The organism is Variovorax sp. 10L421, assembly GCF_056395365.1.
The window spans coordinates 117,644-143,270 of the sequence record NZ_JBFTJJ010000009.1 but is presented as its reverse complement, the minus strand read 5'-3'; the positions used below and the strand labels follow the sequence as shown (position 1 = coordinate 143,270).

General features: G+C 66.8%; 29 protein-coding genes. 21 read left to right on the top strand and 8 right to left on the bottom strand.

The window, feature by feature from the left end:
• Window positions 1-58 precede the first annotated feature (58 nt).
• From AC1DFC_RS14550 to AC1DFC_RS14530, 5 genes are all read left to right on the top strand, one after another.
• The gene (locus AC1DFC_RS14550) at window positions 59-538 is read left to right on the top strand and encodes a rhodanese-like domain-containing protein (protein ID WP_007829249.1); all 480 of its coding nucleotides are present in this window, start codon (window positions 59-61) and stop codon (window positions 536-538) included.
• Between the two features lie 34 nt (window positions 539-572).
• A complete protein-coding gene (gene epsC / locus AC1DFC_RS14545; RefSeq protein ID WP_007829248.1) occupies window positions 573-1,484 on the top strand; it encodes a serine O-acetyltransferase EpsC in 912 nt (303 codons plus the stop codon).
• Entirely contained in the window at window positions 1,481-1,750 is a 270-nt protein-coding gene (locus tag AC1DFC_RS14540; protein ID WP_007829247.1) for a helix-turn-helix domain-containing protein, read from the top strand. Before epsC ends, AC1DFC_RS14540 begins: the two co-directional genes overlap by 4 nt.
• A 62-nt stretch (window positions 1,751-1,812) precedes the next feature.
• Window positions 1,813-2,745, top strand: coding sequence for a family 2A encapsulin nanocompartment shell protein (locus AC1DFC_RS14535; protein ID WP_478179467.1), 933 nt, complete (start codon window positions 1,813-1,815; stop codon window positions 2,743-2,745).
• Between the two features lie 66 nt (window positions 2,746-2,811).
• Window positions 2,812-4,647 (top strand): family 2A encapsulin nanocompartment cargo protein cysteine desulfurase, encoded by a 1,836-nt coding sequence (locus AC1DFC_RS14530; protein WP_478179490.1) that lies wholly within the window; start codon window positions 2,812-2,814, stop codon window positions 4,645-4,647.
• Between the two features lie 10 nt (window positions 4,648-4,657).
• On the opposite strand, the gene AC1DFC_RS14525 is transcribed toward AC1DFC_RS14530, so the two are convergent.
• The gene (locus tag AC1DFC_RS14525) at window positions 4,658-5,626 is read right to left on the bottom strand and encodes an alpha/beta hydrolase family protein (RefSeq protein ID WP_478179466.1); all 969 of its coding nucleotides are present in this window, start codon (window positions 5,624-5,626) and stop codon (window positions 4,658-4,660) included.
• 137 nt (window positions 5,627-5,763) lie between these two features.
• On the opposite strand from AC1DFC_RS14525, the gene AC1DFC_RS14520 reads away from it, so the two are divergent.
• Window positions 5,764-7,122: an NAD(P)/FAD-dependent oxidoreductase gene (locus AC1DFC_RS14520; RefSeq protein WP_478179465.1), complete on the top strand. Its 1,359-nt coding sequence runs from the start codon at window positions 5,764-5,766 to the stop codon at window positions 7,120-7,122.
• Here the strand turns inward: AC1DFC_RS14520 and AC1DFC_RS14515 are convergent.
• Together AC1DFC_RS14515 and panE are read right to left on the bottom strand one after the other, a co-directional pair.
• A complete protein-coding gene (locus tag AC1DFC_RS14515; RefSeq protein WP_478179464.1) occupies window positions 7,109-7,771 on the bottom strand; it encodes an Asp/Glu/hydantoin racemase in 663 nt (220 codons plus the stop codon). The genes AC1DFC_RS14520 and AC1DFC_RS14515 overlap by 14 nt on opposite strands.
• Window positions 7,772-7,775: 4 nt before the next feature.
• Window positions 7,776-8,711, bottom strand: coding sequence for a 2-dehydropantoate 2-reductase (gene panE, locus AC1DFC_RS14510; protein ID WP_478179463.1), 936 nt, complete (start codon window positions 8,709-8,711; stop codon window positions 7,776-7,778).
• Between the two features lie 310 nt (window positions 8,712-9,021).
• Here panE and AC1DFC_RS14505 point away from each other — a divergent pair, with 310 nt between their 5' ends.
• Window positions 9,022-9,576, top strand: coding sequence for an NADPH-dependent FMN reductase (locus AC1DFC_RS14505; protein ID WP_413311623.1), 555 nt, complete (start codon window positions 9,022-9,024; stop codon window positions 9,574-9,576).
• Between the two features lie 71 nt (window positions 9,577-9,647).
• Here AC1DFC_RS14505 and AC1DFC_RS14500 read toward each other — a convergent pair whose 3' ends face one another.
• Window positions 9,648-10,295: an FMN-dependent NADH-azoreductase gene (locus tag AC1DFC_RS14500; protein ID WP_007829228.1), complete on the bottom strand. Its 648-nt coding sequence runs from the start codon at window positions 10,293-10,295 to the stop codon at window positions 9,648-9,650.
• Window positions 10,296-10,431: 136 nt separating this feature from the next.
• Between AC1DFC_RS14500 and AC1DFC_RS14495 the strand changes: the two genes are divergently transcribed.
• From AC1DFC_RS14495 to AC1DFC_RS14460, 8 genes are all read left to right on the top strand, one after another.
• Window positions 10,432-11,346, top strand: a complete 915-nt coding sequence (locus AC1DFC_RS14495; RefSeq protein WP_007829226.1) for a LysR family transcriptional regulator — start codon at window positions 10,432-10,434, stop codon at window positions 11,344-11,346.
• Window positions 11,347-11,500: 154 nt separating this feature from the next.
• Window positions 11,501-12,142, top strand: a complete 642-nt coding sequence (locus AC1DFC_RS14490) for a peroxiredoxin (RefSeq protein WP_413331560.1) — start codon at window positions 11,501-11,503, stop codon at window positions 12,140-12,142.
• Window positions 12,143-12,281: 139 nt separating this feature from the next.
• Window positions 12,282-12,857 carry an RBBP9/YdeN family alpha/beta hydrolase gene (locus AC1DFC_RS14485; RefSeq protein WP_413331561.1) on the top strand — a complete coding sequence of 192 codons (576 nt, stop codon included), beginning with the start codon at window positions 12,282-12,284 and terminating at the stop codon, window positions 12,855-12,857.
• Complete coding sequence (locus tag AC1DFC_RS14480) at window positions 12,854-13,870, top strand: sulfate ABC transporter substrate-binding protein (protein ID WP_007829223.1); 1,017 nt, start codon at window positions 12,854-12,856, stop codon at window positions 13,868-13,870. Before AC1DFC_RS14485 ends, AC1DFC_RS14480 begins: the two co-directional genes overlap by 4 nt.
• Window positions 13,870-14,757, top strand: a complete 888-nt coding sequence (gene cysT / locus AC1DFC_RS14475) for a sulfate ABC transporter permease subunit CysT (protein WP_007829222.1) — start codon at window positions 13,870-13,872, stop codon at window positions 14,755-14,757. The genes AC1DFC_RS14480 and cysT overlap by 1 nt, the downstream gene beginning before the upstream one ends.
• Before the next feature lies 1 nt (window position 14,758).
• Window positions 14,759-15,661 (top strand): sulfate ABC transporter permease subunit CysW, encoded by a 903-nt coding sequence (gene cysW / locus AC1DFC_RS14470; protein ID WP_413331562.1) that lies wholly within the window; start codon window positions 14,759-14,761, stop codon window positions 15,659-15,661.
• 21 nt (window positions 15,662-15,682) lie between these two features.
• Window positions 15,683-16,780, top strand: coding sequence for a sulfate/molybdate ABC transporter ATP-binding protein (locus AC1DFC_RS14465; protein WP_007829220.1), 1,098 nt, complete (start codon window positions 15,683-15,685; stop codon window positions 16,778-16,780).
• Entirely contained in the window at window positions 16,777-17,280 is a 504-nt protein-coding gene (locus AC1DFC_RS14460) for a disulfide bond formation protein B (RefSeq protein ID WP_007829219.1), read from the top strand. The genes AC1DFC_RS14465 and AC1DFC_RS14460 overlap by 4 nt, the downstream gene beginning before the upstream one ends.
• Before the next feature lie 44 nt (window positions 17,281-17,324).
• On the opposite strand, the gene AC1DFC_RS14455 is transcribed toward AC1DFC_RS14460, so the two are convergent.
• The 4 genes from AC1DFC_RS14455 to AC1DFC_RS14440 are packed head-to-tail and all read right to left on the bottom strand — an operon-like array spanning window position 17,325 to window position 20,732.
• Window positions 17,325-18,101 (bottom strand): glycosyltransferase family 2 protein, encoded by a 777-nt coding sequence (locus AC1DFC_RS14455; protein WP_478179462.1) that lies wholly within the window; start codon window positions 18,099-18,101, stop codon window positions 17,325-17,327.
• A complete protein-coding gene (locus AC1DFC_RS14450) occupies window positions 18,068-18,865 on the bottom strand; it encodes a lysophospholipid acyltransferase family protein (RefSeq protein WP_007829217.1) in 798 nt (265 codons plus the stop codon). The genes AC1DFC_RS14455 and AC1DFC_RS14450 overlap by 34 nt, the downstream gene beginning before the upstream one ends.
• A gap of 41 nt (window positions 18,866-18,906) precedes the next feature.
• Window positions 18,907-19,941 carry a chorismate transformation FkbO/Hyg5 family protein gene (locus AC1DFC_RS14445; RefSeq protein WP_478179461.1) on the bottom strand — a complete coding sequence of 345 codons (1,035 nt, stop codon included), beginning with the start codon at window positions 19,939-19,941 and terminating at the stop codon, window positions 18,907-18,909.
• Between the two features lie 2 nt (window positions 19,942-19,943).
• Entirely contained in the window at window positions 19,944-20,732 is a 789-nt protein-coding gene (locus AC1DFC_RS14440) for a class I SAM-dependent methyltransferase (protein ID WP_478179460.1), read from the bottom strand.
• Between the two features lie 117 nt (window positions 20,733-20,849).
• On the opposite strand from AC1DFC_RS14440, the gene AC1DFC_RS14435 reads away from it, so the two are divergent.
• Genes AC1DFC_RS14435 through rlmH form a run of 6 tightly spaced genes read left to right on the top strand, consistent with a single transcriptional unit; the run spans window position 20,850 to window position 25,622 of the window.
• Complete coding sequence (locus tag AC1DFC_RS14435) at window positions 20,850-21,575, top strand: YebC/PmpR family DNA-binding transcriptional regulator (protein ID WP_007829214.1); 726 nt, start codon at window positions 20,850-20,852, stop codon at window positions 21,573-21,575.
• A gap of 46 nt (window positions 21,576-21,621) precedes the next feature.
• Window positions 21,622-22,920, top strand: coding sequence for a phosphoribosylamine--glycine ligase (gene purD, locus AC1DFC_RS14430; RefSeq protein WP_413331566.1), 1,299 nt, complete (start codon window positions 21,622-21,624; stop codon window positions 22,918-22,920).
• Window positions 22,920-23,837: an oxygen-dependent coproporphyrinogen oxidase gene (gene hemF, locus AC1DFC_RS14425; protein WP_007829212.1), complete on the top strand. Its 918-nt coding sequence runs from the start codon at window positions 22,920-22,922 to the stop codon at window positions 23,835-23,837. The genes purD and hemF overlap by 1 nt, the downstream gene beginning before the upstream one ends.
• Complete coding sequence (gene nadD / locus AC1DFC_RS14420) at window positions 23,834-24,463, top strand: nicotinate (nicotinamide) nucleotide adenylyltransferase (RefSeq protein WP_413311647.1); 630 nt, start codon at window positions 23,834-23,836, stop codon at window positions 24,461-24,463. Before hemF ends, nadD begins: the two co-directional genes overlap by 4 nt.
• The gene (rsfS, locus tag AC1DFC_RS14415) at window positions 24,463-25,146 is read left to right on the top strand and encodes a ribosome silencing factor (protein WP_007829208.1); all 684 of its coding nucleotides are present in this window, start codon (window positions 24,463-24,465) and stop codon (window positions 25,144-25,146) included. Before nadD ends, rsfS begins: the two co-directional genes overlap by 1 nt.
• Complete coding sequence (rlmH, locus tag AC1DFC_RS14410; RefSeq protein ID WP_007829199.1) at window positions 25,143-25,622, top strand: 23S rRNA (pseudouridine(1915)-N(3))-methyltransferase RlmH; 480 nt, start codon at window positions 25,143-25,145, stop codon at window positions 25,620-25,622. Before rsfS ends, rlmH begins: the two co-directional genes overlap by 4 nt.
• The last annotated feature ends 5 nt before the right edge of the window (window positions 25,623-25,627 follow it).

The window sequence follows — 25,627 nt, the reverse complement described above, 5'->3', positions numbered from 1 at the left end:
CTACAGTGGTGGCCATCGCCATCAAGGCGAATCCAACGCACAACAGGAGCCGCACAGCATGTCAGTGGAAGTTGAAGAACTCGTCTTGCCCGAAGCACTGGAACAGGCGCGCGCCAAGGCCACCGAAAGCAATTTACCTTACGCCGGCGGCGTGACGCCACCGGTGGCCTGGGAGTTGGTGCAGAAGGGCCTGGCCGTGCTGGTCGATGTGCGCTCGGGTGAAGAACGCAAGTTCGTCGGCCATGTGCGCGAGAGCCTGCACGTGGCGTGGGCCACCGGTACGGCGCTCACGCGCAACCCCCGCTTCGTGCGCGAACTCGAAGCCAGGCTTGCGAAGGACGGCGGCAAGGAGGCCGTGGTGCTGCTGTTGTGCCGCAGCGGCAAGCGGTCCGCGCTGGCGGCCGAGGCCGCTGCCAAGGCGGGTTTCACGCAGGTGTTCAACGTGCTCGAAGGCTTCGAGGGCGAGATCGATGCGCAGCAGCATCGCGGCGGCTCCGACGGTTGGCGCTTCCACGGCCTGCCGTGGGTGCAGGACTGAGCGCACCAGGCACATCTTCCAGGGAGAAACACACATGGCCCATTTCGAAGTGAGCGACATCGTGCGTGCGCTGCACAGCGTGCGCGACGAGTGGCGCGACTCGCAGCGCCGCTCGCGCGAGCCCGGCGCACGCGAGTTTCCGTCGCGCGATGCGCTTGCGCAGACCGTCGAGTCGCTGAAAGGTGCGCTCTTTCCGATGCGGCTGGGCCCGCCGGACCTGCGCCACGAGAGTGAAGACTTCTACGTCGGCCACACGCTCGATGCGGCCCTGCAGGCGCTGCTGGCGCAGGCACGGCTCGAACTCAACTACAACGCGCGCCACGAGCCGCGCCCCGCGCACGAGGTCGATGACATCGCCACCGAGGCCGTGCGCCGGTTCGCGAACGCACTGCCTGGACTGCGCCGCCTGCTCGACAGCGACGTGCTCGCGGCCTACCAGGGCGACCCGGCTGCGCGCAGCGTCGACGAGGTGCTGCTGTGCTACCCCGGCGTGCTCGCGATGATCCACCATCGCCTTGCGCACGAACTCTACAAGCTCGGCCTGCCGCTGCTGGCACGCATCGTGGCCGAGTTGGCGCACGGGCAGACGGGCATCGACATCCACCCGGGCGCGCAGATCGACGCGGGCTTCTTCATCGACCATGGCACTGGCGTCGTGATCGGCGAGACGGCGGTCATCGGCAAGCGCGTGCGGCTGTACCAGGCCGTGACGCTCGGTGCCAAGCGTTTTCCGATCGACACCGAGGGCAACCTGCAGAAGGGGCTGCCGCGGCATCCGGTGGTGGAAGACGACGTGGTCATCTACGCGGGCGCGACCATTCTCGGCCGCGTCACGCTTGGCAAGGGCGCGGTCATCGGCGGCAACGTCTGGATCACCGACGACGTGAAACCGGGTGCGAGCATCACGCAGGCCAGCCTGCAGAACGCACCGAAGGGTGGCGCATGAAAGCATTCGTCGAAGACTTCGGCGTGACCATCCGCCAGCTGCGCGAAGGCGAGGGCTGGTCGCAGGAGGAGCTGGCCGAGCGCTCCGATCTGAACCGCTCCTACGTGGGCGAGATCGAACGCGGCCGCGTCATCCCGTCGATCGTTACCGCGCAGAAGCTGGCCACCGCGCTCGGCATCAACATGGTCGGCCTGCTCATGCGCTGCGAGCAGTTGGAACAATCGCGTCTTGCGCGAAGGATCAACTTGGCGGCTATAGCCTGTTGAGGGAAAACCCGTGGCTACCGGACACTGGCGGCCACTTTCTTCTCAACACGGAGCCTTGATTCATGAGCGCAACAGTCGGTGGTATCACCGCCCTTGGCGACAACGCCGCACGCCAGCTGGCCAATGCCACCAAGACAGTCCCCCAGCTCGAAACCATCAGCCCGCGCTGGCTGACGCACCTGCTGCAATGGGTGCCGGTGGAGGCCGGCATCTACCGCGTGAACAAGGTCAAGAATCCCGAATCGATCAAGGTCACCTGCACCTCGCGCGAAGAAGAAAACCAGCTGCCGCGCACCTTCGTCGACTACGAAGAAAGCCCGCGCGAGCACTACCTCAATGCCGTGAGCACCGTGCTCGACGTGCACACCCGCATCTCCGACCTCTACAGCAGCCCGCACGACCAGATCAAGGAGCAGCTGCGCCTCACGATCGAGACGATCAAGGAGAACCAGGAGAGCGAGCTCATCAACAACCCCGACTACGGCCTGCTGGCGCAAGTGACGGAAGAGCAGCGCATCTTCCCGCTGACCGGTGCGCCCACGCCTGATGACCTCGACGAGCTGTTGACCAAGGTGTGGAAGGAGCCGGCATTCTTCCTCGCGCACCCGCTGGCCATCGCCGCTTTCGGGCGCGAAGCCACGCGCCGCGGCACGCCGCCGCCGACTGTGAGCCTGTTCGGTTCGCAGTTCATCACCTGGCGCGGCATTCCGCTGATTCCGTCGAACAAGGTGCCGGTGGCCGACGGCAAGAGCAAGATCCTGCTGCTGCGCGTGGGCGACAAGCGCCAGGGCGTGGTGGGCCTGTTCCAGCCGGGTCTGTCGGGCGAGCAGGGCCCGGGGCTGTCGGTGCGCTTCATGGGCATCAACAATCACGCGATCGCGTCTTACCTGATCTCGCTGTACTGCTCGCTCGCGGTGCTGACCACCGACGCGCTGGCCGTGCTCGACGACGTCGAGATCGGCAAGTACCACGACTATCCCGACACCTACAAGTAAGCCGCGGTGAGCAGCACACCCACGTTCCCGGGCGAGGCGCCGTTCGATCCGGCCGTTCTCGCGCGCATGGCCAGCGCCATGTTCTCCGCGCCGCCGGGCGCGCAGTTTCCCGCCAACGTCGCACCGCCGGGCTCGCCGCTGGTGAGCCCCGCGGGCTTTGGGCCGAGCGTGCCGGGCACGCCGATCCCACAGGGGCAGATTCCGGGCGCCAACGTGCTGCCGGCATCGCCGACGCAGCTGCCCTCGCTCGCGAACCGCGCGCCGGCGCTGCTGCCGCATGCTGTGGCGGGCAACGGCGTGCCGGACACGGTGCTGTCGGTGGCGCCGGCTTTCGAGCCGCGCTCGGGCGGCGTGGTGCAGGGCGTGCCGCAGCAGGTGGGGGCGCCTGCGTCGCCGCAGGCAGCCTCTGCATCACCGTTCTACTTCCTGAACAACAGCTACGGACATCCGACGGCCGTTGCCAGTGACGGTTTCGCGATCCACGATCCGTTCGCGGGCCTCGCTGCGTCGACGACGCAGCCCGCATTGCCACCGAGCCCGCCTTCGGCGCCGGCCGGACGCGATGCGCAGTTCTACTTCGTCGATGCGGTGCGCTTGCCCAACGGCTTCGTCACGCCGGCCAAGCCCGATCCGCGCGGCCCCGACGCGGTGCCGCTGGCCGGCAGCGGCCAGCATCCGCCGTTCGACGTGCACGCCGTGCGACGCGACTTCCCGATCCTGCAGGAGCGCGTGAACGGCAAGCAGCTCGTGTGGTTCGACAACGCGGCCACCACGCACAAGCCGCAGTCGGTCATCGACCGCATCGCGTACTTCTACGAGCACGAGAACTCGAACATCCACCGCGCAGCCCATGAGCTGGCCGCGCGCGCGACCGACGCCTACGAAGGCGCGCGCGAACGGGTGCGCCGCTTCATCAACGCACCCGAAGTCGAAGAGGTGATCTTCGTGCGCGGCACCACCGAGGCCATCAACCTCGTGGCCAAGAGCTGGGGCAGCCCGCACGTGGGCGAGGGCGACGAGATCATCGTGTCGAACCTGGAGCACCACGCCAACATCGTGCCGTGGCAGCAGCTTGCCGCCGCCAAGGGCGCGAAGCTGCGCGTGATCCCGGTGGACGACTCGGGCCAGGTGCTGCTCGACGAATATCGCAAGCTGCTGAACGACCGCACGAAGATCGTGGCAGTCACGCAGGTCTCGAATGCGCTGGGCACCGTGGTACCGGTGAAGGAGATCGTCGAGCTGGCGCACCGCGCGGGCGCGAAGGCGCTGGTCGACGGCGCGCAATCGGTGTCGCACATGCGCGTGGACGTGCAGGACATCGGAGCCGACTTCTTCGTGTTCTCGGGCCACAAGGTCTTCGGCCCCACCGGCATCGGCGTGGTCTGGGGCAAGCGCGAGGTGCTCGAAGACATGCCGCCGTGGCAGGGCGGCGGCAACATGATTGCCGACGTGACCTTCGAGAAGACCGTGTTCCAGCCGATCCCGAACAAGTTCGAGGCCGGCACCGGCAACATTGCCGATGCCGTGGGGCTGGGCGCCGCCATCGACTATGTCAACAAAGTCGGTATCGAGAACATCGCGCGCTACGAACACGACCTGCTGCTGTACGGCATGGCGCAGCTCGGTGCGATTGCGGGTGTGCGGCTGATCGGCACGGCGGCCGACAAGGCCAGCGTGATGTCCTTCGTGCTCGACGGCTACAGCACCGAGGAGGTGGGCCACGCGCTCAACGACGAGGGCATTGCGGTGCGCACGGGGCACCACTGCGCGCAGCCGATCCTGCGGCGCTTCGGCGTCGAGACCACAGTGCGGCCGTCGCTGGCGTTCTACAACACCTTCGACGAAATCGACCGGCTGGTGGCGGTGGTACGGCGGCTGGCCGGCCAGTGGCGCACGCGGTAGCGCGGCCGGATCAGGGCTTCGATGTGAGGTGCTGCCTGAAAAAGGCGAGCACCCTGGCATTGAAGTCCGCATGGAAGGCGGAGCGGTCGAAGCCGGCGCCGTCGTTGCAGATCTCCGGCAGGGCCTTGGCCATGGCGGGCGCGCAGGGCGCCAAAAACGCGAAGTGCCCGGCGTTCGCGGCCACGTGCCAGTCCGGCGGCACGGGAAGGTTGCGGCGGATGGCTTCCACGTCGTCCGGGGTCACCCCGTCGCCGCCACGGGCAGAGGCCCAAAGCTGGACGGGCACCGCGACCTGATTCAACCCCTCGGCGTCGAAGAAGCTCAGCGGATCGACGATGACGGCGGCCTTGATGCGCGCATCGCGCACCGGAGGCGCAGGCAGCTCCTGGCGCTGGATCTGTCCGCAGAACGGAATCTTCGATGTCGGCGTGCAAAAGCGCAGGCCGAGCCTGAAGTCAGGCACCGCGCCCGTCGCCACGAGGCCGGTGAAGCCACCGCGGGAGAAGCCGAAGAAGCCGACCTGGTCGGCGGCGAGCTTCTCGCGCGCGGGCCACGCGCCGAGCATGTGGTCGGCCAGCCGCCGCATGTCGACAGGCCGCGCGGCCAGGGTCGAGAGATGGCCCCGGCGCTCGAGATCCTGGAAGTTGTCGTTCGGGTGGTTGATGGCGGCGACCACGAAGCCGGCATCGGCCAGCGCGGCCGCCGTGTCGTGGTGACCCAGGAACGAGCCGCCCGAGCCGTGCGACATCAGCACCAGCGGGAGCTTCCTGCCGGCGATGGGGCAGTCCCTGGCGGCCGAAATGGCGATCAGTCCGAACGCGATCTCGCCGGGCGCCGTCTCGCAAGGTGTCCACACCGCGCCACGCAAGGCCGGCCCGTCCTTGTCGGCCGGGACTTCGATGAAGCTGAAGCCCGCCGCATGGCTCCATGCGGCAGTCAGGCAGAGCGCGGCAGCCAAGGCAAGGCGATGCAGGAACATGGCGTGCAATGCCTCAAAGGCAAGGGATGGTGGGGCACAAGTGTGCCGTCTCCCGACCCATGCGAACAGCCCGTTTTGCGTCGGGCGATGCGAGCGCGCTATGCTCTGTCGCTGTCAACAACGCAGCTTGTCTTCGCATGTCCCAGCCCCAGGTTTCCTCTCCCGGCGTTTCCAGTTCTCCAGAATCCTGCGACGTGTTCGTGATCGGCGGCGGCCCCGCCGGGTCGACGATTTCGGCGCTGCTGGCGCAGCAGGGCCGCAAGGTGGTGCTGGTCGAGAAGGAACACCATCCGCGTTTTCACATCGGCGAGTCGCTGCTGCCCGCGAACGTCGAATTGTTCGACAAGCTCGGCGTGCGCGACCAGGTCGAGCAGATCGGCATGCCCAAGTTCGGCATCGAGTTCGTCTCGCCCGAGCACGAGCACCGCAGCTACGTGGACTTTGCCGAAGGGATGGACAAGTCGCTCGACTCCGCCTGGCAGGTGCGCCGTTCGGAGCTCGACGAACTGCTGTTCCGCAACGCGGCCGCGCGCGGCGCGCAGACGATCGAAGGCTGCAAGGTGCGCGACGTGGCCTTCGATGCCGACGGCGCCACGGTGCGAGCCGAGATGGACGACGGCGCGCGCCGCAGCTGGCGCGCCCGCTTCGTGGTCGATGCCACCGGCCGCGACACGCTGCTGGCCAACAAATTCCGCTGCAAGGAAAAGAACCCGGACCACAACAGCACCGCGCTGTTCGGCCACTTCACGAACGCCGAGCGGCTGGAGGGCAAGAAGGAAGGCAACATCAGCATCTGCTGGTTTCCGCACGGCTGGTTCTGGTTCATTCCGCTGGCCGACGGCACCACCAGCGTGGGCGCGGTGTGCTGGCCGTACTACCTGAAGACGCGCGACAAGCCGCTGAAGGAGTTCTTCTACGACACCATCGCGACCTGTCCGGTGCTGGTGGAACGCCTGAAGAACGCCACGCTGGTCGACGACGCAGTGCACGCCACCGGCAACTTCTCGTACTCGAGCACGCATGCCACGGGCGATCGCTACCTGTTGCTGGGCGACGCCTTCACCTTCATCGACCCGATGTTTTCCTCGGGCGTGTACCTCGCGATGCACAGCGCCTTCGACGGCGCCGAACTGGTGGCAAAGGCGCTCGATCGGCCCACCGAGCTGGCGGCCGCACGCAAGGACTTCGAGGCCATGATGCGCAAGGGCCCGCGCGAGTACTCGTGGTTCATCTACCGCGTGACCAACCCGACCATCCGCGACATGTTCATGCACCCGGGCAACCCCTTCCGCGTGAAGGAGGGGCTGATGTCGCTGCTGGCCGGCGACATCTACCGCGGCACGCCGATGCGGGGGCCGCTCGGCATGTTCAAGGTTCTGTACTATTTCATCTCGGTCACGCACATGCGGCGGACCTGGGAGGGCTGGAAGCGGCATCGCTTCAACATCCGGGACATGGGCATGTTGAAGGGGGAGACGATCCTCAAGTCGGAGTAGCCGCCAGCGCTACTGCGCGTTCAACGCCCAGTGCGGGGCTGCTGAGTACGTCGATGCCGAGGTCCGCGAGCAGGGCGGCCACGGGGGCCATCGAGGCCTGTGCCAGCACGACGACGTCAGCCCTGCCTGACGCAGCGCGGATCGAACGGGCCAGGGCCTCGATGTAGCGCGTGCCGTCGCCGGCTTCGAAATAGGGCCAGGCTTCTTCGACGAGCAATGCGTCTGGCTGCACCGTGACGCTCGCGTTCTCCGCAGCGCAGAGAATCAAGGCCTCTGTAGGCGCAAGCGTGCTTTCGAGCGCCGCCACGATCAGCACGCGCGGCCCGGCGCGCACAGCGCGGTCGGCCATGGCGCGATCGATGCGCATGGCCTTGAACGCGCCGCTCGAAGCTGTTCGTTCCGCGATGGCGCCAATGGTCGAGCAGGTGCAGACGACGACCGCAGCACCGCCGGATGCGGCTTCGCGCATGGCGTCGTGAACGCGTGTCACGAGCCCCGAGTCATCGAGGCCCACCACGCGCGCATCGGCCAGCAGGTCCTCCCGCACCGAATGCCGCACGCGCAGGGCGGGCGCGATCTCGCTCGCCAGCCGCTCGAAGGTCGGCACATGCACGTGTGCCGTGTGCAGGAACGCCAGCGCGTCGCGCATGGCCTCAGGCGCTCGCCGTGCGGGCGCGTTGCGCTTCGTAGGCCTTGAGGTGGACGTATGCGGTGCGCAGCACCGTCGGCACTGGCGAATTACTTGGCGCCGCGCGGCTCAGCAGGTCGCCGACGATGTGATCCGCCTCGACCGCCGCGCCGCGCACCATGTCCTTGTACATCGACGCCGTCATCGGCGAGCCGGCGGCCGTCATGATGGCGCGCCCGCGCTGCACGGCGGCGGGGCGGGGCGCAAAGCCTTTGTGCGCGGCGATGGCGCAGCACTCGTCGAAGATCGACAGCGCCACGTCCTGCCCGCCGGCGCTCACGATGTCGCCAATGGACGCGCGCATCAAGCTCGTGAGGCCTGCTGCCGAAGCGATGAAGACCCACTTTTCCCACATGTCCTGCGAGATGCTCTCGCTGGCCGTGGCATCGAATTTCGCACCCGCGAACTGTGCCGCGATGGCATCTACGCGGGCCGAGCGGCCGCCGGCGCGTTCGCCGTAGCTCAGCCCATGCATGTCGTTGAGGTGCAGCACGTGGCCCTCGTCGTCGAGCGTGGCCGAGATCATGCACAGGCCGCCCAGCACACGCTCGCTGCCGAAGCGTTCGGCCAGGTGGTCGAGGTGGCTCATGCCATTGAGCAGCGGAAGGATCACGGTGTCGGGGCCGACCGCCGGCGCGAAGGAGTCCATCGTCGAATCGAGGTCGTAGGCCTTGCTGCCGACCACGACCACATCGTAGGGGCCGTCGATGCCGTCGGCCAGCACGTGCCTGGGTGCGGGCAGCTGCAGGTTGCCGAAGGGACTCTGCACCACCAGCCCGGTTTTTGCGAGCTGTGCCGCACGGCGCGGGCGCAGCAGGAAGGTGACGTCTCGCCCCGCCTCCAGCAGACGGCCGCCGAAATAACCACCGAGTGCGCCGGCACCCACCACCAGAAATCTCATCGCGTGTCGCTCCTGAGCCAAAAAAAGATCGGAAGCGATGATGCCTTCGTTCGCGCGAGGCTGCTTTGCGCCGTCGCCTTCTCCAGCAGTCGCTGGCGGGCAAAGGGCCGCATCAGGCGTGCGCCTTGGGGGCGCAGTGCGAAGAAGAGGACCGGGTCACGGGAGCGTCCTGCGCCTTGATGGGGTTGGCGGAATGCGGTTCAATTCGACGCCGTACGCCCGGCACCGCATGGGCTTTTCCAGATAAGGTCTTGGGCGCTTCGCATAATCGTGTCCGTCATTCCAACCCCTCACACAAGGAGTTTCGTCCATGGCCCAGACCCGGATCGCCGTCATTGTCGGCAGCCTGCGCAAGGATTCGTACAACCACAAGCTGGCCCTCGCGCTGGCGCACCTCGCACCCGCGGACTTCACTTTCGAGAACCTGCGCATCGACGACCTGCCGCTGTACAACCAGGACGACGACGGCAACCAGGCGCCGGCGGTGAAGCGCATCAAGACCGAGATCGCGGCGGCTCAGGGCCTGCTGTTTGTCACGCCCGAATACAACCGTTCGGTGCCCGGCGTGCTGAAGAACGCCATCGACCATGCGTCGCGCCCCTATGGCCAGAGCGCATGGGCGGGCAAGCCGGCCGGCGTGCTCGGCATTTCGGTGGGTGCCATCGGCACCGCGCTGGCGCAGCAGCATCTGCGCAACATCCTGGCCTACCTCGATGTGCCCACGATGGGCACGCCCGAAGTGTTCCTGCAAGCCAAGGACGACCTGTTCGACGACAAGGGCCACATCGGCAACGAAGGCTCGAAGAAGTTCCTGCAGAGCTGGATGGACAAGTACGTGGCCTGGGTCAAGAACCACGCAGCCTGATCTGATCTGCTCTGCGCAAAGCAAAAAAAGCCGCCCTGCCGGGCGGCTTTTTTCATGGTGCGGGAGCGAACTCAGGCTGCGATGGCGGCATCGCGCTGGTTCGCGGCTTCGGCCGTCGCCACCAGGATGTCGGCGCGGGCCGCGGCCAGGGCCTTGCCCCTGGCTTCGTCGCCCATCGCCACGCCCTCGGCGCGCACGAAGCGCACGTCGGTGATGCCGAAGAAGCCGAAGATCACCTTGAGGTAGCTCTCCTGGTGTTCCATTGCCTGGCCGCCTTCGCTGGTCGAGTAGATGCCGCCGCGGGTCGAGGCCACGATGACGGTCTTGCCGCCGGCCAGGCCCACGGGGCCCTTGTCGGTGTACTTGAAGGTGCGGCCGATCTGCGCGAGGCGGTCGATCCAGGCCTTCAGTTGCGTCGGGATCGAGAAGTTGTAGAAGGGCGTGCCGATGACGATCACGTCCGAGGCCAGGAACTGGCTCACGAGCTTTTCGGACAGGGCGTTTTCACGCTGTTGTGCTTCCGTGGGCTGTGCTTGCACGCCGGTCTTGATGCCCAGCGCATCGGCGCTGAAGTGCGAGGGGGTGTCGACGGCCAGGTCGAGGTATTCGACGGCGGTGTCGGGGTGGGCGGCGCGCCACGCGGTCACGACCTCGGCCGAGAGCAGGCGCGAGGTGGAGTTGGTACCGAGGATGCTGGAGTCGATGTGGAGCAGCTTCATGTCAATCAATCACTTTCTGTGTTGGCTGTCGGCGCTCAAGGTGGCCGGCGGATGGAAGAATTCTATTTTTGTATCGAGTCTTCGATAAGTGGCCAAAAATTGCCTAGATCGTCCTGTTTGCAGGACAATTGATGCCATGCAAGACCTCAACGACATGGTTTTCTTCGCCGAAGTGGCTGAGCGCGGCGGCTTCGCGGCAGCCAGCCGGGCGCTCGGAATTCCCAAATCGCGCCTGTCTCGCCGCGTGGCGGATCTGGAGGAGCGGCTCGGCGTGCAGCTGATGCAGCGCAGCACGCGGCGCCTGTCGCTCACGCCGGCCGGCGAGATCTACTTGCGGCATTCGTCCGCCATGCGCGATGCGGCGCAGGCGGCGGCCGAGGCGGTGGCGCAGGTGCAGACCGAGCCGAGCGGGCTGGTGCGGCTGAGCTGCCCCGTCACCATCGCCTACAGCGGGCTCGCCCATCTGCTGCCTCAGTTCATGGAGCGCTATCCGGCGGTGCGGGTCGACGTGCGGGTCATCAACCGACCGGTGGACCTGATCGAGGAGGGCATCGACATCGCGCTGCGCGTGCGGCCCAGCATCGAGGACAGCACGGCGCTGGTGGCCAAAGTCCTGGGCACCAGCCGTGGCGTGCTGGTAGCCAGCCCCGAGCTGATGCAGCGCCAGGGGCCGGTCCAGGCGCCGGCCGACCTGGCGCGGCTGCCGACGCTGGCGATGTCGGCCAACGGCGAGGGCCGCAGCGAATGGCGCCTCGAAGGCCCGAATGGCGAGATCCACCTGCATTCGCACACACCGCGCTACGTAGCGGACGACATCGCGACCCTGCAGGCGGCCGCGCTCGCCGGCATCGGCGCCACGCTGCTGCCCGACTACATGTGCCGCCCCGATCTCGATGCGGGCCGGCTCGTGAAGGTGTTGTGCGACTGGGGGCCGTCAACGGTCATCGCGCACATGGTGTTTCCGCCGCGGCGCGCGCTGGTGCCGGCAGTGCGGCGGCTGATCGATTTCCTCGTCGAGCATATGCAGGGCGTGGAGATGCGGATGTACTGAGGGGGCCGCGGCTTGCTGTGAAAAGATGAGCGCCAAATTTCCCCGCCATGTCTTCGTTATGCGGAAAACGCCATATCCAAACAAGCAGATATTCGTTTGGCATTGAAGCAATGGTTCGCACAATCCGAAGCTCCCATCCATCCCAGGAGCGACCATGGCGACTCTGCGACTCGGCGATACAGCCCCCAATTTCACCCAGGATTCCAGCGAAGGCCCCCTCGACTTCTACCAATGGGCCGGCGATTCGTGGGTGGTGTTCTTCTCGCACCCGGCCGACTTCACGCCCGTGTGCACCACCGAACTCGGCAAGACCGCGGCGCTGTCGGGCGAGTTCGCCAAGCGCGGCGTGAGGCCCATCGCGTTGAGCGTCGATCCGGCCGACAAGCACAAGGAATGGATCGGCGACATCAACGAGACGCAGAACACCACGGTCAACTTCCCGATCATTGCGGACGCAGACCGCAAGGTGGCCGACCTGTACGACCTGATTCACCCGAACGCCTCGGCCACGGCCACGGTGCGCAGCGTCTACATCATCGACCCGAAGAAGGTCATCCGCGCGACCATCACCTACCCGGCCTCGACCGGCCGCAACTTCGACGAGATCCTGCGTGTGATCGACTCGCTGCAACTCACCGACAGCCACAAGGTGGCCACGCCCGTGAACTGGAAGGACGGCGACGACGTGGTCATCATCCCGAGCATCCAGGACCCGGCCGAACTGGCCCAGCGCTTCCCCAAGGGCTTCAAGGCCGTCAAGCCTTACCTGCGCATCACGCCGCAGCCGAACAAGTAAGAGCGGAACAGCAGGCGGTGAAAGCATCGACGCTCCTTCGTGGAACACCGCGGAACCGGCTTTGCCGGGCCGCTGGTGTTGCCCCCGGCGAGGGGGGAGGCGAAGCGACACGAAGTGCGCGAAGCCTGGGGGAGTGCTCATGAACACCCGCGTCATCATCGTGCCAGGTTGGCGCGACTCCGGGCCCGGCCACTGGCAGAGCCTGTGGCAGGAGCGCATTCCCGGCGCGGCGCGGGTGGTGCAGGACGATTGGGCCTCGCCCAAGCGCGATGCGTGGGTGTCGACGCTGGCGAAGCTGGTGCTCGACAGCCCCGGCCCGGTGGTGATCGCAGCGCACAGCCTGGGCTGCATCGCCACGGCGCACCTGCCGGCCGAAGCCGCTGCCCGCATCCAGGGCGCGCTGCTGGTGGCGCCTGCGGACCCCGAACGCCGCGCCGTGCTGTCCGACTTCGCGCCCGTGCCGTACGCCGCGCTGCCGTACCGCAGCATCGTGGTGGCCAGCAGCAACGATCCGTACTGTCCGATCCGCCTGGCGGGCGCCTATTCGCGCGCCTGGGGCAGCGAGTTCGTGCGGATGCAGAATGCGGGCCACATCAACATCGATTCGGGGCACGGGGACTGGCCGCTGGGCCTTGCCTTGCTTCAGTCCTTGACCGACGAGCCCGCCGCCTGGTCGGCGGGCCGTGAATTTTCAGAAAACCTGGCAACCACATGACTTCCAGAATCAAGACCTTCGTCGCCGTGCTCGCGCTGGCGTCTTCCGCACTCGCCGGCAGCAGCGCCTTTGCCCAGGGCACCGGGCTGCTGAACGCCTCGTACGACGTGGCGCGCGAGTTCTACAAGGACTACAACGCGGCCTTCGTGGCGCACTACAAGAAGGCCACCGGCAAGGACGTGAAGATCGACCAGTCGCACGGCGGCTCCAGCGCGCAGGCCCGCGCGGTGGCCGACGGCCTCGACGCCGACGTGGTGACGATGAACACCTCCACCGACATCGACTTCCTCGCCAACGCCGGCGTGGTCGCGAAGGACTGGAACAAGAAATTCCCCGACAACGCATCGCCGACCACGTCGACCATGCTGTTCCTGGTGCGCAACGGCAACCCCAAGGGCATCAAGGACTGGGACGACCTGGTCAAGCCCGGCGTGCAGGTCGTGATCGTCAACCCCAAGACCGGCGGCAACGGCCGCTACGCCTACCTGGCCGCCTGGGGCTACATCAAGAAGAAGGGCGGCACCGACGCCCAGGCCGCCGAGTTCGTCGGCAAGCTGTTCAAGAACGTGCCGGTGCTGGCGCGCGGTGGCCGCGACGCGACCACCGCCTTCCTGCAACGCAACATCGGCGATGCGCTGATCACTTTCGAATCGGAAGTGGTGTCCATCGACCGTGAATTCGGCACCGGCAAGGTCGACTCGGTGTACCCGTCGATCAGCATCGTGGCCGAGAACCCGGTGGCCGTGGTGGAACGCACCGTCAACAAGAAGGGCACGGGCGAACTGGCCAAGGCTTACCTCGACTGGCTGTACTCCGACGAAGCGCAGGAAATCGCGGCCAAGCATGCGCTGCGCCCGCGCTCGCAGGCTGTGCTCAAGAAGTACGCATCGACCTTCAAGCCGCTGCAACTGTTCACGGTGCAAGAATTGTTCGGCAGCCTCGGCGAAGCGCAGAAGGTGCACTTCAACGACGGCGGCCAGTTCGACAAGTTGTACACCCCCGGCGGCAGGTAATGAGCGGCGCTGTTTCTTCGGCGCTCCCGTCAGCGGGAGCGCCTTTTTCTCGTGCCAACCGGGCAGGGGGCGCCAAGCGCGTGCTGCCCGGTTTCCACATCACGCTCGGCTTCTCGATTCTTTACCTCAGCCTGATCGTGCTGATCCCGCTGTCGGCGCTGGTCTTCAAGACATTCACGCTGACCTGGGAGCAGTTCTGGGTGGCCGTGACCGCGCCGCGCGTGATGGCCTCGTACCGGCTGACCTTCGGCGCCTCGCTGATCGCGGCCATCGTGAACGCGGTGTTCGGCCTGCTGGTGGCCTGGGTGCTGGTGCGCTACAAGTTCCCGGGCAAGCGCATCGTCGATGCATTGGTCGACCTGCCGTTCGCGCTGCCGACGGCCGTGGCCGGCATCTCGCTGACCGCGCTGCTCGCGGGCAATGGCTGGGTCGGGCAACTGCTGGAGCCGCACGGCATCAAGCTGGCGTTCACGCCGGCGGGCATCGTGATCGCGCTGATCTTCATCGGGCTGCCCTTCGTGGTGCGCACGGTGCAGCCGGTGCTCGAAGACACCGAGAAGGAGCTGGAAGAAGCCGCCACCTCGCTGGGCGCGACGCGCCTGCAGACCTTCACCAAGGTGATCTTTCCGTCGATCGCGCCCGCGCTGCTCACCGGCTTTGCCATGGCTTTCGCACGGGCGATCGGCGAGTACGGCTCTGTGATCTTCATCGCCGGCAACATGCCGATGATCTCGGAGATCACGCCGCTCATCATCATCGGGAAGCTGGAGCAGTACGACTACGGGGGCGCCACGGCTGTTGCGCTCGTGATGCTGGTCATTTCGTTCCTCTTGCTGCTGGTCATCAACGGCCTGCAAGCCTGGCAGCGCCGCCGCGCGGGAGCATGAGATGAGCGCCCCTTCCAAAGTCATTCGCCGCGCGCAAGCCGGCACCACCGAGTCGCCCTGGGTGCGCTGGGTGCTGATCGGCCTCGCGCTGGCATTCATGTTCCTGTTCCTCGTGCTGCCGCTAGCTGCCGTGGCGACCGAGGCGCTGCGCAAGGGCGTCGGTGCCTACCTCGACGCACTGAAGGAGCCCGATGCCTGGAGCGCGATCCGCCTCACGCTGATCACGGCCGCCATCGCGGTGCCGATGAACCTCGTGTTCGGCGTGGCGGCGGCCTGGGCCATCGCCAAGTTCGAGTTCCGCGGCAAGGCCTTCCTCACCACGCTTGTCGACCTGCCGTTCGCGGTGTCGCCGGTGGTGGCGGGACTGATTTATGTGCTGGTGTTCGGCGCGCAAGGCTGGCTCGGTCCGTGGCTCGCCGAGCACGACATCAAGATCATCTTCGCCGTGCCCGGCATCGTGCTGGCGACCGTGTTCGTGACCTTCCCGTTCATCGCGCGCGAGCTCGTGCCGCTGATGCAGGCGCAGGGCACCGACGAGGAGCAGGCGGCCATCGTGCTCGGCGCGACCGGCTGGCAGACCTTCTGGCGCGTGACGCTGCCCAACATCAAGTGGGGCCTGCTGTACGGCGTGATCCTGTGCAACGCGCGTGCCATGGGCGAGTTCGGTGCGGTGTCGGTGGTGTCGGGCCACATCCGCGGGCAGACCAACACCATGCCGCTGCACGTGGAAGTGCTCTACAACGAATACCAGTCGGTGGCCGCCTTCGCCGTGGCCTCGCTGCTGGCGATCCTGGCGCTGGTCACGCTGGTGATCAAGTCGGTGATCGAATGGCGCCACGAGCGCGAGATGAAAGCCATTGCCGAGCTGCCCCCGGAGCGCCCCCCTGAAGCCACCGCGGCCTGAGAGAGTGAGAGAGAAGAAATCATGAGCATCGAAATCCGCAACATCAGCAAGCAGTTCGGCGACTTCCGCGCACTGCGCGACGTGAGCCTCGACGTCGATTCGGGCGAACTGGTCGCGCTGCTCGGCCCTTCGGGCTGCGGCAAGACCACACTGCTGCGCATCATCGCGGGCCTGGAAACGGCCGACGCGGGCAGCATTCTTTTCTCGGGCGAGGACACCACCGACGTGCACGTGCGCGAGCGGCAGGTGGGCTTCGTGTTCCAGCACTACGCGCTGTTCCGCCACATGACCGTGTTCGAGAACGTGGCCTTCGGCCTGCGCGTGAAGCCACGCAAGGAGCGCCCGAGCGACGCGCAGATCAAGGCCAAGGTGACCGAGCTGCTCAAGCTGGTGCAGCTCGACTGGCTGGCCGACCGCTACCCGTCGCAGCTCTCCGGCGGCCAGCGCCAGCGCATTGCGCTGGCCCGCGCGCTGGCGGTAGAGCCCAAGGTGCTGCTGCTCGACGAACCCTTCGGCGCACTCGACGCCAAGGTGCGCAAGGAACTGCGCCGCTGGTTGCGCCGGCTGCACGACGAGCTGCACGTCACTTCCATCTTCGTCACGCACGACCAGGAAGAGGCGCTCGAGGTGGCCGACCGCGTGGTGGTCATCAACAAGGGCCAGATCGAACAGGTCGGCTCGCCGCAGGACGTGTGGGACAAGCCCGCGAGCCCGTTCGTCTACGGCTTCCTGGGCGACGTGAACCTGTTCCATGGACGGGCCGACAACGGCCAGGTGCAGCTCGAAGGCATGCGCCTCGACTCGCCCGAGCACAGCGGCGCGCGCGACGCCAGGGCGCGCGCCTATGTGCGCCCGCATGACATCGACGTGACACGCTATGTGCCTGGCGCCTCCGGCATCGTCGCCACGCTGGCGCGCGCCATCGTGGTCGGGCCCATCGCGCGGCTGGAACTTGAACCCACCGAAACGAATCCAGATAATCCGGGCTCCGGAACCATCATCGAGGCGCAACTCCCTGCGCAACAGTTCCGGGAACTGGGCTTGAAGGAAGGCGACACCGTCGTCGCCAATCCGCGCAAGGCCAGGGTGTTCGTAGAAGAAGATTGGGTGTCTCCTTGATCGATTGGTACTTCGGCGCGCCGCGCCGCGCGTTCGCGCTGATCTGCCTGGCCTGCGTTCTCATGCTGGCCTTCGGGCTCTACCTGCAGCACGTGGTCGGGCTCGAGCCTTGTCCCATGTGCATCGTGCAGCGCTATGCGCTGGTGCTGGTGGCGCTGTTCACCGGGCTGGCCGGGGTGTTCCGCAACGTCGGCCTGCGTGTCACGGGCGGAGTGCTGGCGCTGATCGCAGCAGTTGGCGGCGCCTACACGGCGGCCTCGCAAAGCTGGCTGCAGTGGTATCCGCCCGAGGTCGTCTCCTGCGGGCGCGACCTCTACGGGATGATCGAGACCTTCCCGCTGAAGCGCGCACTGCCGATGATCTTCCGCGGCGGCGGTGACTGTTCCAAGGTCGACTGGACGCTGTTCGGCCTGACGCTGGCGAACTGGTCGTTCATTGCTTTCGTCGTTCTCTCGCTGCTGCTGGTCACGCTGCTGCTGCGTTCGCGCCGCGCGCGCTGAACCCCTCACCCCAACCCTCTCCAGGAGGGGGAGGGGACAAGACATCAGTCCTGGAACGGCGGCTTCTTTGCCAGCTTGCGCAACACCAGCGCAGGCAGCCACAACACGAATTCGACCATCAGCCGTGCATGCATCCACGTCAGCAGCACGTTGTCGCGCCCATAGCGGAAGTGCGAGACTCCGCCTTCTTCGGCCGTCAGGTATTTCACGGGCGCATCGATGTTCACGGGCTTGACGCCGCGCCATGCCAGCCGCACGACGGCTTCGGTATCGAAGTCGAAGCGCCGCATCCACGGCTGGCGTGCCATCACGGCGATCAGGTCGGCCACCGGGTACACGCGGAATCCGTAGAGTGAATCGCCCACGCCGGCGAACAGCGTTTCCAGCTGCGTCCATCCGTTCGACACGCGCCGCCCGCGTACGCGCAGCAGCGGCGCGCTGGCGTCGAACACCGGGCGCCCGAGCACCATCGTCTCGGGTCGGGTCAGCGATGCCCTCATGAATGCCGGGATCAGGTCCGCCGGATGCTGCCCGTCGGAGTCCATCGTCAGCGCATGCGTGAAGCCCGCGTCCTTCGCGGCGCGCAGTCCGTGCAGCACGGCAGAACCCTTGCCCTGGTTCTGCGGCAGCACCCACACGCGCAGGCCGGGATCGCTGGCGGCCATCTGCTGCAGCCGCTCGCCCGTGCCGTCGTCGCTGCCGTCGACCACCACCCACACGGGGTTCCATTGCGCGCGCGCCGCCGCGACTGTCGAGAACAGGCGTTCGCCGGTGTTGTAGCTGGGGATCAGGACAAGGTGGGTGCGCGAGGCGTCTGGCATTCGGGGGACGCGTCGATGGCGCGCTGCTCCATGTTTTGGCGGAAGTATTGTTCGAGCTCGGCCTGCAGCACGTCGCTGTTCTGCGTGGGCGCAAAGCGTTTGCCGAGCCGCAAGGTGAAGACGATGGGCAATGGCGGCACGCGCCACAGCGGCCAGCCTTTGCTGAGGTAGGGCGAATCGGTGTCGATGAACACTGTTTGAATGGGCGCCTGCGCGAGCTTGGCGATCAGCGTGGTGCCGGGGCGGAACGGGTTGAGCGGCGGCGTCACCGTGCGTGTGCCTTCTGGAAAGATCACCAGCTGGCCGCCGTTGCGCAGGTCGTTCACGGCCAGTCGCACCATCGTGCGCGCCGACCTGTTGCTGATGTAGCGCGCCAGCCGCGCACCCGCGCCCAGGAAGATGTTGCCCATCAGGTCGGCCTTCATGATGCAGGCGCTGCGCGGCAGGCGCGCCACCAGCAGCAGTGCATCGAGCATGGTCGGGTGGTTGGCCACGAAGATCACGCCGGGCTCCTTGCGCATCGGGTCGAGGCAGGTGGCGTCGATGCGCATCATGCCGGTCACCGATGCCAGCCACCAGAACATGCGGTACGCAAAGGCGATGGTCATGCGGCCCAGAGCGCGTGCTGGCGCGGCCGGCATCACCGGGTGGATCAGCATGGCAACGAAGTTCCAGACCAACGAGATCAGGCCCAGGAACAGCAACAGCGCGTAGAGCATCAACGCGAGCGGAATCGACATGAGAAATCGCAGCACGCGAGTCATTGAATCAGTCAATCGGACGATGGGTGCCGGGCAACGACCGGTCAGGCCCGCAGCTGGCCGGCCGCGACCGTGTGGGCCTCGATCTCGACCAGGAGGTCGCTGCGGCAGATGTCGGCTTCGAGGTACACCGCGTGGCGCGCCATCGGGGCGTCGGCGCCGAGCGTGTCCTCGATGATGCTGCGCACCGTCTCGGTGTCCGACGGATGCCGCACGTAGACCACGCAGTCGAGTTCGGCCAGCGAGAACTTCGCCGTGCCGCGCTCGTTGGCGGCCGCGATCACGGCCTGCAGGTTGCGCAGCGTTTCGCGCGTCTGCTCCGGCAGGTTGCCGCGGTGCACGGTCTCGTGGCCGACGATGCTCGCGGTGCCCGAGATGAAGAGCGCGATGTTTCCATCGCCGATGTCTGCCAGCGCGGCGCGCGAGAAGGTCGGCGAGCGCGGGCCGTAGGTTTCGGGATAGCGGTAGGCCGAGACCTGCCGAGGGTTTTCGACCGGTAGCGGCGCCTGCTGGCCGGCCAGGAAACGGATCGACAGGGCGCCCTGGTGGATGCCCAGCGCGCAGGCCGCCGGTGCGCCTTCGAAAGCAGCGCGGCCGGCTTCGAGAAACGCTTCCTGCCGGCCGAGGTTGAACTGGCGGTAGCGTTCCAGCCCGCCGCCATCGGCGTTGATCTGCGGCAGGTAGTTCCAGATGCGCTGCAGGTGCGGTGTGCCGGCCTGGTCGAGCGTCTTGAAGAGATCGCGGTAGGCGCGGTGCGCGAGTTCGGCGAGGCCCTGCCTTTCCTTGGCCTCGTCGAGATCGATGGCGCCGAGCAGCCAGTGCCCGTCGGTGCGCCAGCGCGCAATGCCGGTGGTGCCCGACTTGATGTTCGGGCCGCTCGCGTGCCACACGTCGGCCATGGCACCGTTGGCAGACAGCACACACGCGTTGACCGTCGGCATCCAGGCCACGCCGTGCGGCGTTCCATAGCCGAGCGCCGCGAAAGGCGCCTTGCCGTCGGTGGCCAGCGCCAGGCTGGCCGGCAGCGACAGGCGCTCGACGCGCAGATGGGAAGAAGAGGTGTCGTCCTGAACTCGCACTGTCAGCTGGCCTCGACGGGATGTTCGGGTTTGATGGCGGTATAGGAAGAGAAGACGCCGAGGCTCGCATGCCGGCGCACGTCGCGAAAGCCCGCGGCGGCCAGCGCCTGCATCACCCGCTCGGGGGGAATGCAGGCCTCGATCGTGTCCCAGTAGTAACGCCACAGTTCGGAAGTGTTGCGCTGGCGGCCGACCACGCGGGCGATCAGCGGCACGACGGCACGCATGTAGCCCTTGAGCAGCGCCGTGGCGACGCGGCCTTCGGGCTTGGTGATTTCGAGCACCGCCACGCGCCCGCCGGGGCGCAGCACGCGGTGGAATTCGCCGAAGGCCGCCGCCACGTCGCTGATGTGGCGCATGGCGTAGCCCATGCTCACGAAGTCGCAGCTGGCGTCGGGCCGGGGCAGGGCTTCGGCCACGCCGCGCACCAGCTCGACGCCGGGCAGCTTGACCTGGCTCATCATGCCGGCGCTGGGATCGACGCCCACGAGGTGGCCCATGGAGCCAATGAGCTTGAGCGCCTCCCGGGCCACGAGCCCGGTGCCGATGCCCACGTCCAGCACCTGCATGCCTGCCGAGAGTCCGGCCTGCTGCAGTGCCGCACGGCGGTACGACGGACCGGTGCCGAAGGCCAGCACGCTCTCGATGCGGTCGTAGTCCGCCGCCGTGCTGTCGAAGATGCGCAGCAGGAACGCCTGATGCTCGGCCTCGGTCTTGTAGTACAGCGGCAAAGGAGCGTGCGGCGGCAGGATGTCGGGATTCCCGGGCCCGACGGAAGGCGATGGCGTCATCGAACGATTATCACCAAAAGCCCTACCCCGAATTCCCGGCCCGCGGCGGGCGTTGTGTGCGCCGGACAGTAAACTCGGAGCTTGCTTTGAAAACACAAGACAGCGAGATAGAAAGCCATGGCCGGACATAGCAAGTGGGCGAACATTCAGCACCGGAAGGGCCGCCAGGACGAGAAGCGGGGCAAGCTCTGGACCCGCGCCATTCGCGAAATCACGGTGGCCGCCCGCGCCGGCGGCGCCGACCTGGGCTCCAACCCCCGGCTGCGGCTGGCGGTGGAAAAGGCCAAGGCGGTGAACCTGCCGATCGACACCATCAAGCGCAACATCGACAAGGCCACGGGCAATCTCGAAGGCGTGAATTACGAAGAAATTCGTTACGAAGGGTACGGCATCGGCGGTGCGGCGATCATCGTCGACACCATGACCGACAACCGCGTGCGCACCGTGGCCGAAGTGCGCCACGCCTTCTCCAAGCACGGCGGCAACATGGGCACCGAAGGCTCGGTGGCCTTCCAGTTCAAGCACTGCGGCCAGTTCGTCTTTGCGCCGGGCACCAGTGAAGACAAGGTGATGGAAGTGGCGCTCGAAGCGGGCGCCGAGGACGTGGTGACCGACGACGACGGCGCCATCGAGGTAATCACCGCCGTGGCTGACTTCGAAGCAGTGAAGAACGCGCTCGAAGCCGCGGGCCTGAAGCCCGACGCGGCTGAAGTCACCATGCGCGCCGAGAACACCGTGGACGTGACTGGCGAGGACGCCGCAAGAATGCAGAAATTGCTCGACGTGCTCGAGGACCTGGACGACGTGCAGGACGTTTATCACAACGCCTCGCTGTCGGAATGAATGACTGTTTGTTTGTTGAATCACTGCGAGAAATGAAGGCCCGCGAATGAAGGTACTGGTAATTGGGGGCGGGGGCCGTGAACACGCTCTGGCATGGCGCCTGGCGCAAGCTGCCCGGGTGAGCCGCGTGTACGTGGCGCCGGGCAACGGCGGCACTGCGGGCGACGAACGCTACGACTGCATCGACATCACCGAGCCTGCCGCATTGCGCGAGTGGGCCATCAAGGAAAAGATCGCGCTGACCGTGGTCGGCCCGGAGGGGCCGCTCGCCGCGGGCGTGGTCGACGAGTTCCGTGCGCACGGCCTGCGCATCTTCGGCCCGACGCAGGCGGCCGCGCAGCTCGAAAGCTCGAAGGCGTTCTCCAAGGCGTTCATGCAGCGCCACAAAATACCGACGGCCGAATACGAGGCCTTCACCGACGCCGCCGCGGCGCATGCGTACATCGATGCCAAGGGTGCACCCATCGTCGTCAAGGCCGACGGCCTGGCGGCAGGCAAGGGCGTGGTGGTGGCCATGACCGCGCAGGAAGCGCACGAGGCCGTCGACTTCATGCTGGTGGACAACAAGTTCGGTGTGTCGCACAACGAAGGCGGCGCGCGCGTCGTCATCGAAGAATTCCTGCAGGGAGAGGAAGCCAGCTTCATCGTACTGTGCGACGGCAAGAACGTGACCGCGCTGGCCACCAGCCAGGACCACAAGCGCCTGCTCGACAATGACGAAGGCCCCAACACCGGCGGCATGGGCGCGTACTCGCCCGCGCCGGTGGTCACGGCCGAGGTGCATGCGCGTGCCATGCGCGAAATCATCCTGCCGACCATCCGCGGCATGGAAAAAGACGGCATTCCGTTCACCGGCTTCCTCTATGCCGGCCTGATGATCGACGCCGCAGGCCATCCGAAGACGCTCGAATTCAACTGCCGCATGGGCGACCCCGAGACGCAGCCGATCATGATGCGTCTCAAGTCCGACCTCTTCGAAGTGTTCTGGCATGCCACCGACGGCACGCTCGACCAGGTCGAGCTCCAATGGGACCGGCGCGTGGCCCTGGGCGTGGTGATGGCCGCGCACGGCTACCCGCTGTCGCCGCGCAAGGGCGACCGCATCACCGGCATTCCGGCCGAGGCGCCCGACGCCGTGGTGTTCCACGCCGGCACGACGCTGCAGGACGGCGAGCTCAAGACCAGCGGCGGCCGCGTGCTCTGCGTGACCGTGCTGGCCGACAGCGTGAAGCAGGCGCAGCAACGGGCCTATGAGGTTGCGGCGCGCGTCAGCTTCGACGGCGCGCAATACCGCAAGGACATCGGATTCCGCGCGATTCATGCGCGCAACCCTCACGGCGCCTGATGCTGCAAACCAATCCGGCAGCGGTCGGCGAATATCTTCGCGGGCTGCAGCAGTCGATCATCGCGGCGCTCGAGAAGGCCGATGGCGGTGCATGTGTGCGCGACGCCTGGCAGAAGGCTGCGGATGAGCCGCTGAGCGGCCACGGGCTGACCTGCATCCTCGAAGGCGGCGAACTCTTCGAGCGCGCGGGCTGCGGCTTCTCGCAGGTGCGCGGAGCGAAGCTGCCACCCTCGGCCACGCAGAACCGGCCCGAGTTGGCGGGCGCGCCTTTCGAGGCGATGGGTGTGTCGCTGGTGTTCCACCCGCGCAACCCCTACGTGCCCATCGTTCACATGAACGTGCGCATGCTGGCTGCCCTGCCCGAAGGCGGCGAGCCGGTCTGCTGGTTCGGCGGCGGCATGGACCTCACGCCTTGCTACGGTTTCGAGGAAGACGCGGTTCACTTCCACGCCGCGTGCCGCGATGCGCTTGCGCCCTTCGGCGACGACAAGTACCCGCGCTTCAAGACGTGGTGCGACGAGTATTTCTTCCTGAAGCACCGCAACGAGCAGCGCGGCATCGGCGGCATCTTCTTCGACGATTTTTCCGAGGGCGGTTTCGAGAACGGCTTCGCGCTGATCCGTTCGGTGGGCAACGGTTTCCTGCCGGCCTACCTGCCCATCGTGGAGCGCCGCCGCGCCACGCCCTACACCGAGCGCGAGCGCAACTTCCAGCTCTACCGGCGCGGCCGGTACGTGGAGTTCAACCTCGTGTGGGACCGCGGTACGCACTTCGGCCTCCAGTCGGGCGGACGCACCGAATCGATCCTGCTCTCGATGCCGCCGCTGGCAAGCTGGGCCTACCGGCAGCAGCCCGAACCGGGCAGCCCCGAAGCCGCGCTGTACAGCGACTTCATCGTGCGGCGCGACTGGTTGTGAACCCTTCCGGCAAAGCTCCCCGCATCGGCGTTTTCGGTGGCGCGTTCGACCCGCCGCACAACGCCCATGTGGCGCTTGCCGAAGCCGCGCTGGCTCAATTGGACCTTGCCGAACTGCACGTCATTCCCACCGGGCAGGCCTGGCACAAGAGCAGGGCGCTGACGCCGAAGGAAGACCGCCTCGCGATGACGCGCCTGGCCTTCTCCGGCCTGAAGGGCACCGTCGTCGTCGACAGCCGCGAAGTGCTGCGCGACGGCCCGACCTACACCCTCGACACGCTGAACGAACTGCAGCGGGAGCAGCCCGGCGCACAGCTGGTCCTGATCATGGGCGCCGACCAGGCGAGCGCATTGCCGACCTGGCACGGCTGGCAGGATATACTCGGCATTGCTATTGTTTCTGTAGCGTATCGCGCATTATCGACGGGCGACACTGCTCGTTTTGATCCGAAAATGCTGCCCGGCCTTCCGGCTGGCGCTCGTTTCGAGGCGCTCGAACTGCCACCCATGGACACCAGTGCCACCGAGATCCGGCGCTGCGCGGCGCTTGGCGTGGACATTTCCTCGCTGGTTCCGCCCACGGTTGCACGCTATATTGACCAACACCACCTCTACCGCTCTGCCTGATGACCACTGAAGCCGCCGCCAAGAAAGACACCCAGAAACTCCAGCGAGCCATCATCGATGGTCTCGAAGACGTCAAGGCGCAGGACATCCAGGTATTCGACACAGAACATCTTTCGCCGCTGTTCGAGCGCGTGATCGTCGCGTCGGGCACCTCCAATCGCCAGACCAAGGCGCTGGCCGCCAGCGTGCGCGATGCGGTGCGCGAAGCCGGTTTCGGCAAGCCGCGCATCGAGGGCGAGGACAACGGCGAGTGGATCATCGTGGACTGCGGCGCGGCCGTGGCGCACATCATGCAGCCCGCCATCCGCCAGTACTACCACCTCGAAGAGATCTGGGGCGACAAGCCGGTGCGCGCCAAGCTCGGCGGCGCCAAGCCTGCCATGGCGACCAGCTCGTCGGTCAAGGACGAACCCGAAGGCAAGAAGAAGGCCGCCGGCAAGGAGCCCACGCTGCGCCGTTCGAGCGCCTCCAAGACCGCGATCCGCGCAGCCGAGCAGGAAGCCAAGGTCGCTAAGGCCCCGGCCAGGAAAACGGCTGCGAAGAAGGTGCCTGCGAAGAAGGTGCCTGCCAAGAAGGCAACCACCGCGCGCGTGCCGGTCAAGGTCGTCGGCAAGCCCGCCGCCAAGAAGCCCGCTGCGAAGAAGGCGGCGGCAGCCAAGAAGGCGCCAGCCCGCCGCGCATGAAGCTGCTGGTGGTCGCCGTCGGGCAACGCATGCCCGATTGGGCTCAGACTGCCTGGGACGACTACGCCAAGCGCTTCCCGCCCGAGCTCAAGCTCGAGCTGCGCGCCGTCAAGACCGAGCCGCGCGGCTCCAAGTCGCTGGAAACGCTGTATGCCGCCGAGCGCGAACGCATCGAGGGCGCCATTGCCAAAAGCTCGGCGCGCGCCATGCGCATCGTCGCGCTCGACGAACGCGGCACGGCACTGACCACCAAGGCGCTTGCTGCACGGCTGCAGGCCTGGCAGGGCGAGGGCGATGACGTGGCCCTGGTCATCGGCGGGCCCGACGGCCTCGACCCGGCCTTCAAGGCTGCAGCCCACGAGCGCATCCGGCTGTCCGACCTGACGCTGCCGCACGCGATGGCGCGGGTGCTGCTGGTCGAGCAGTTGTATCGGGCGTGGTCGGTCAACGCAGGTCATCCCTACCACCGCGAATGACCAGC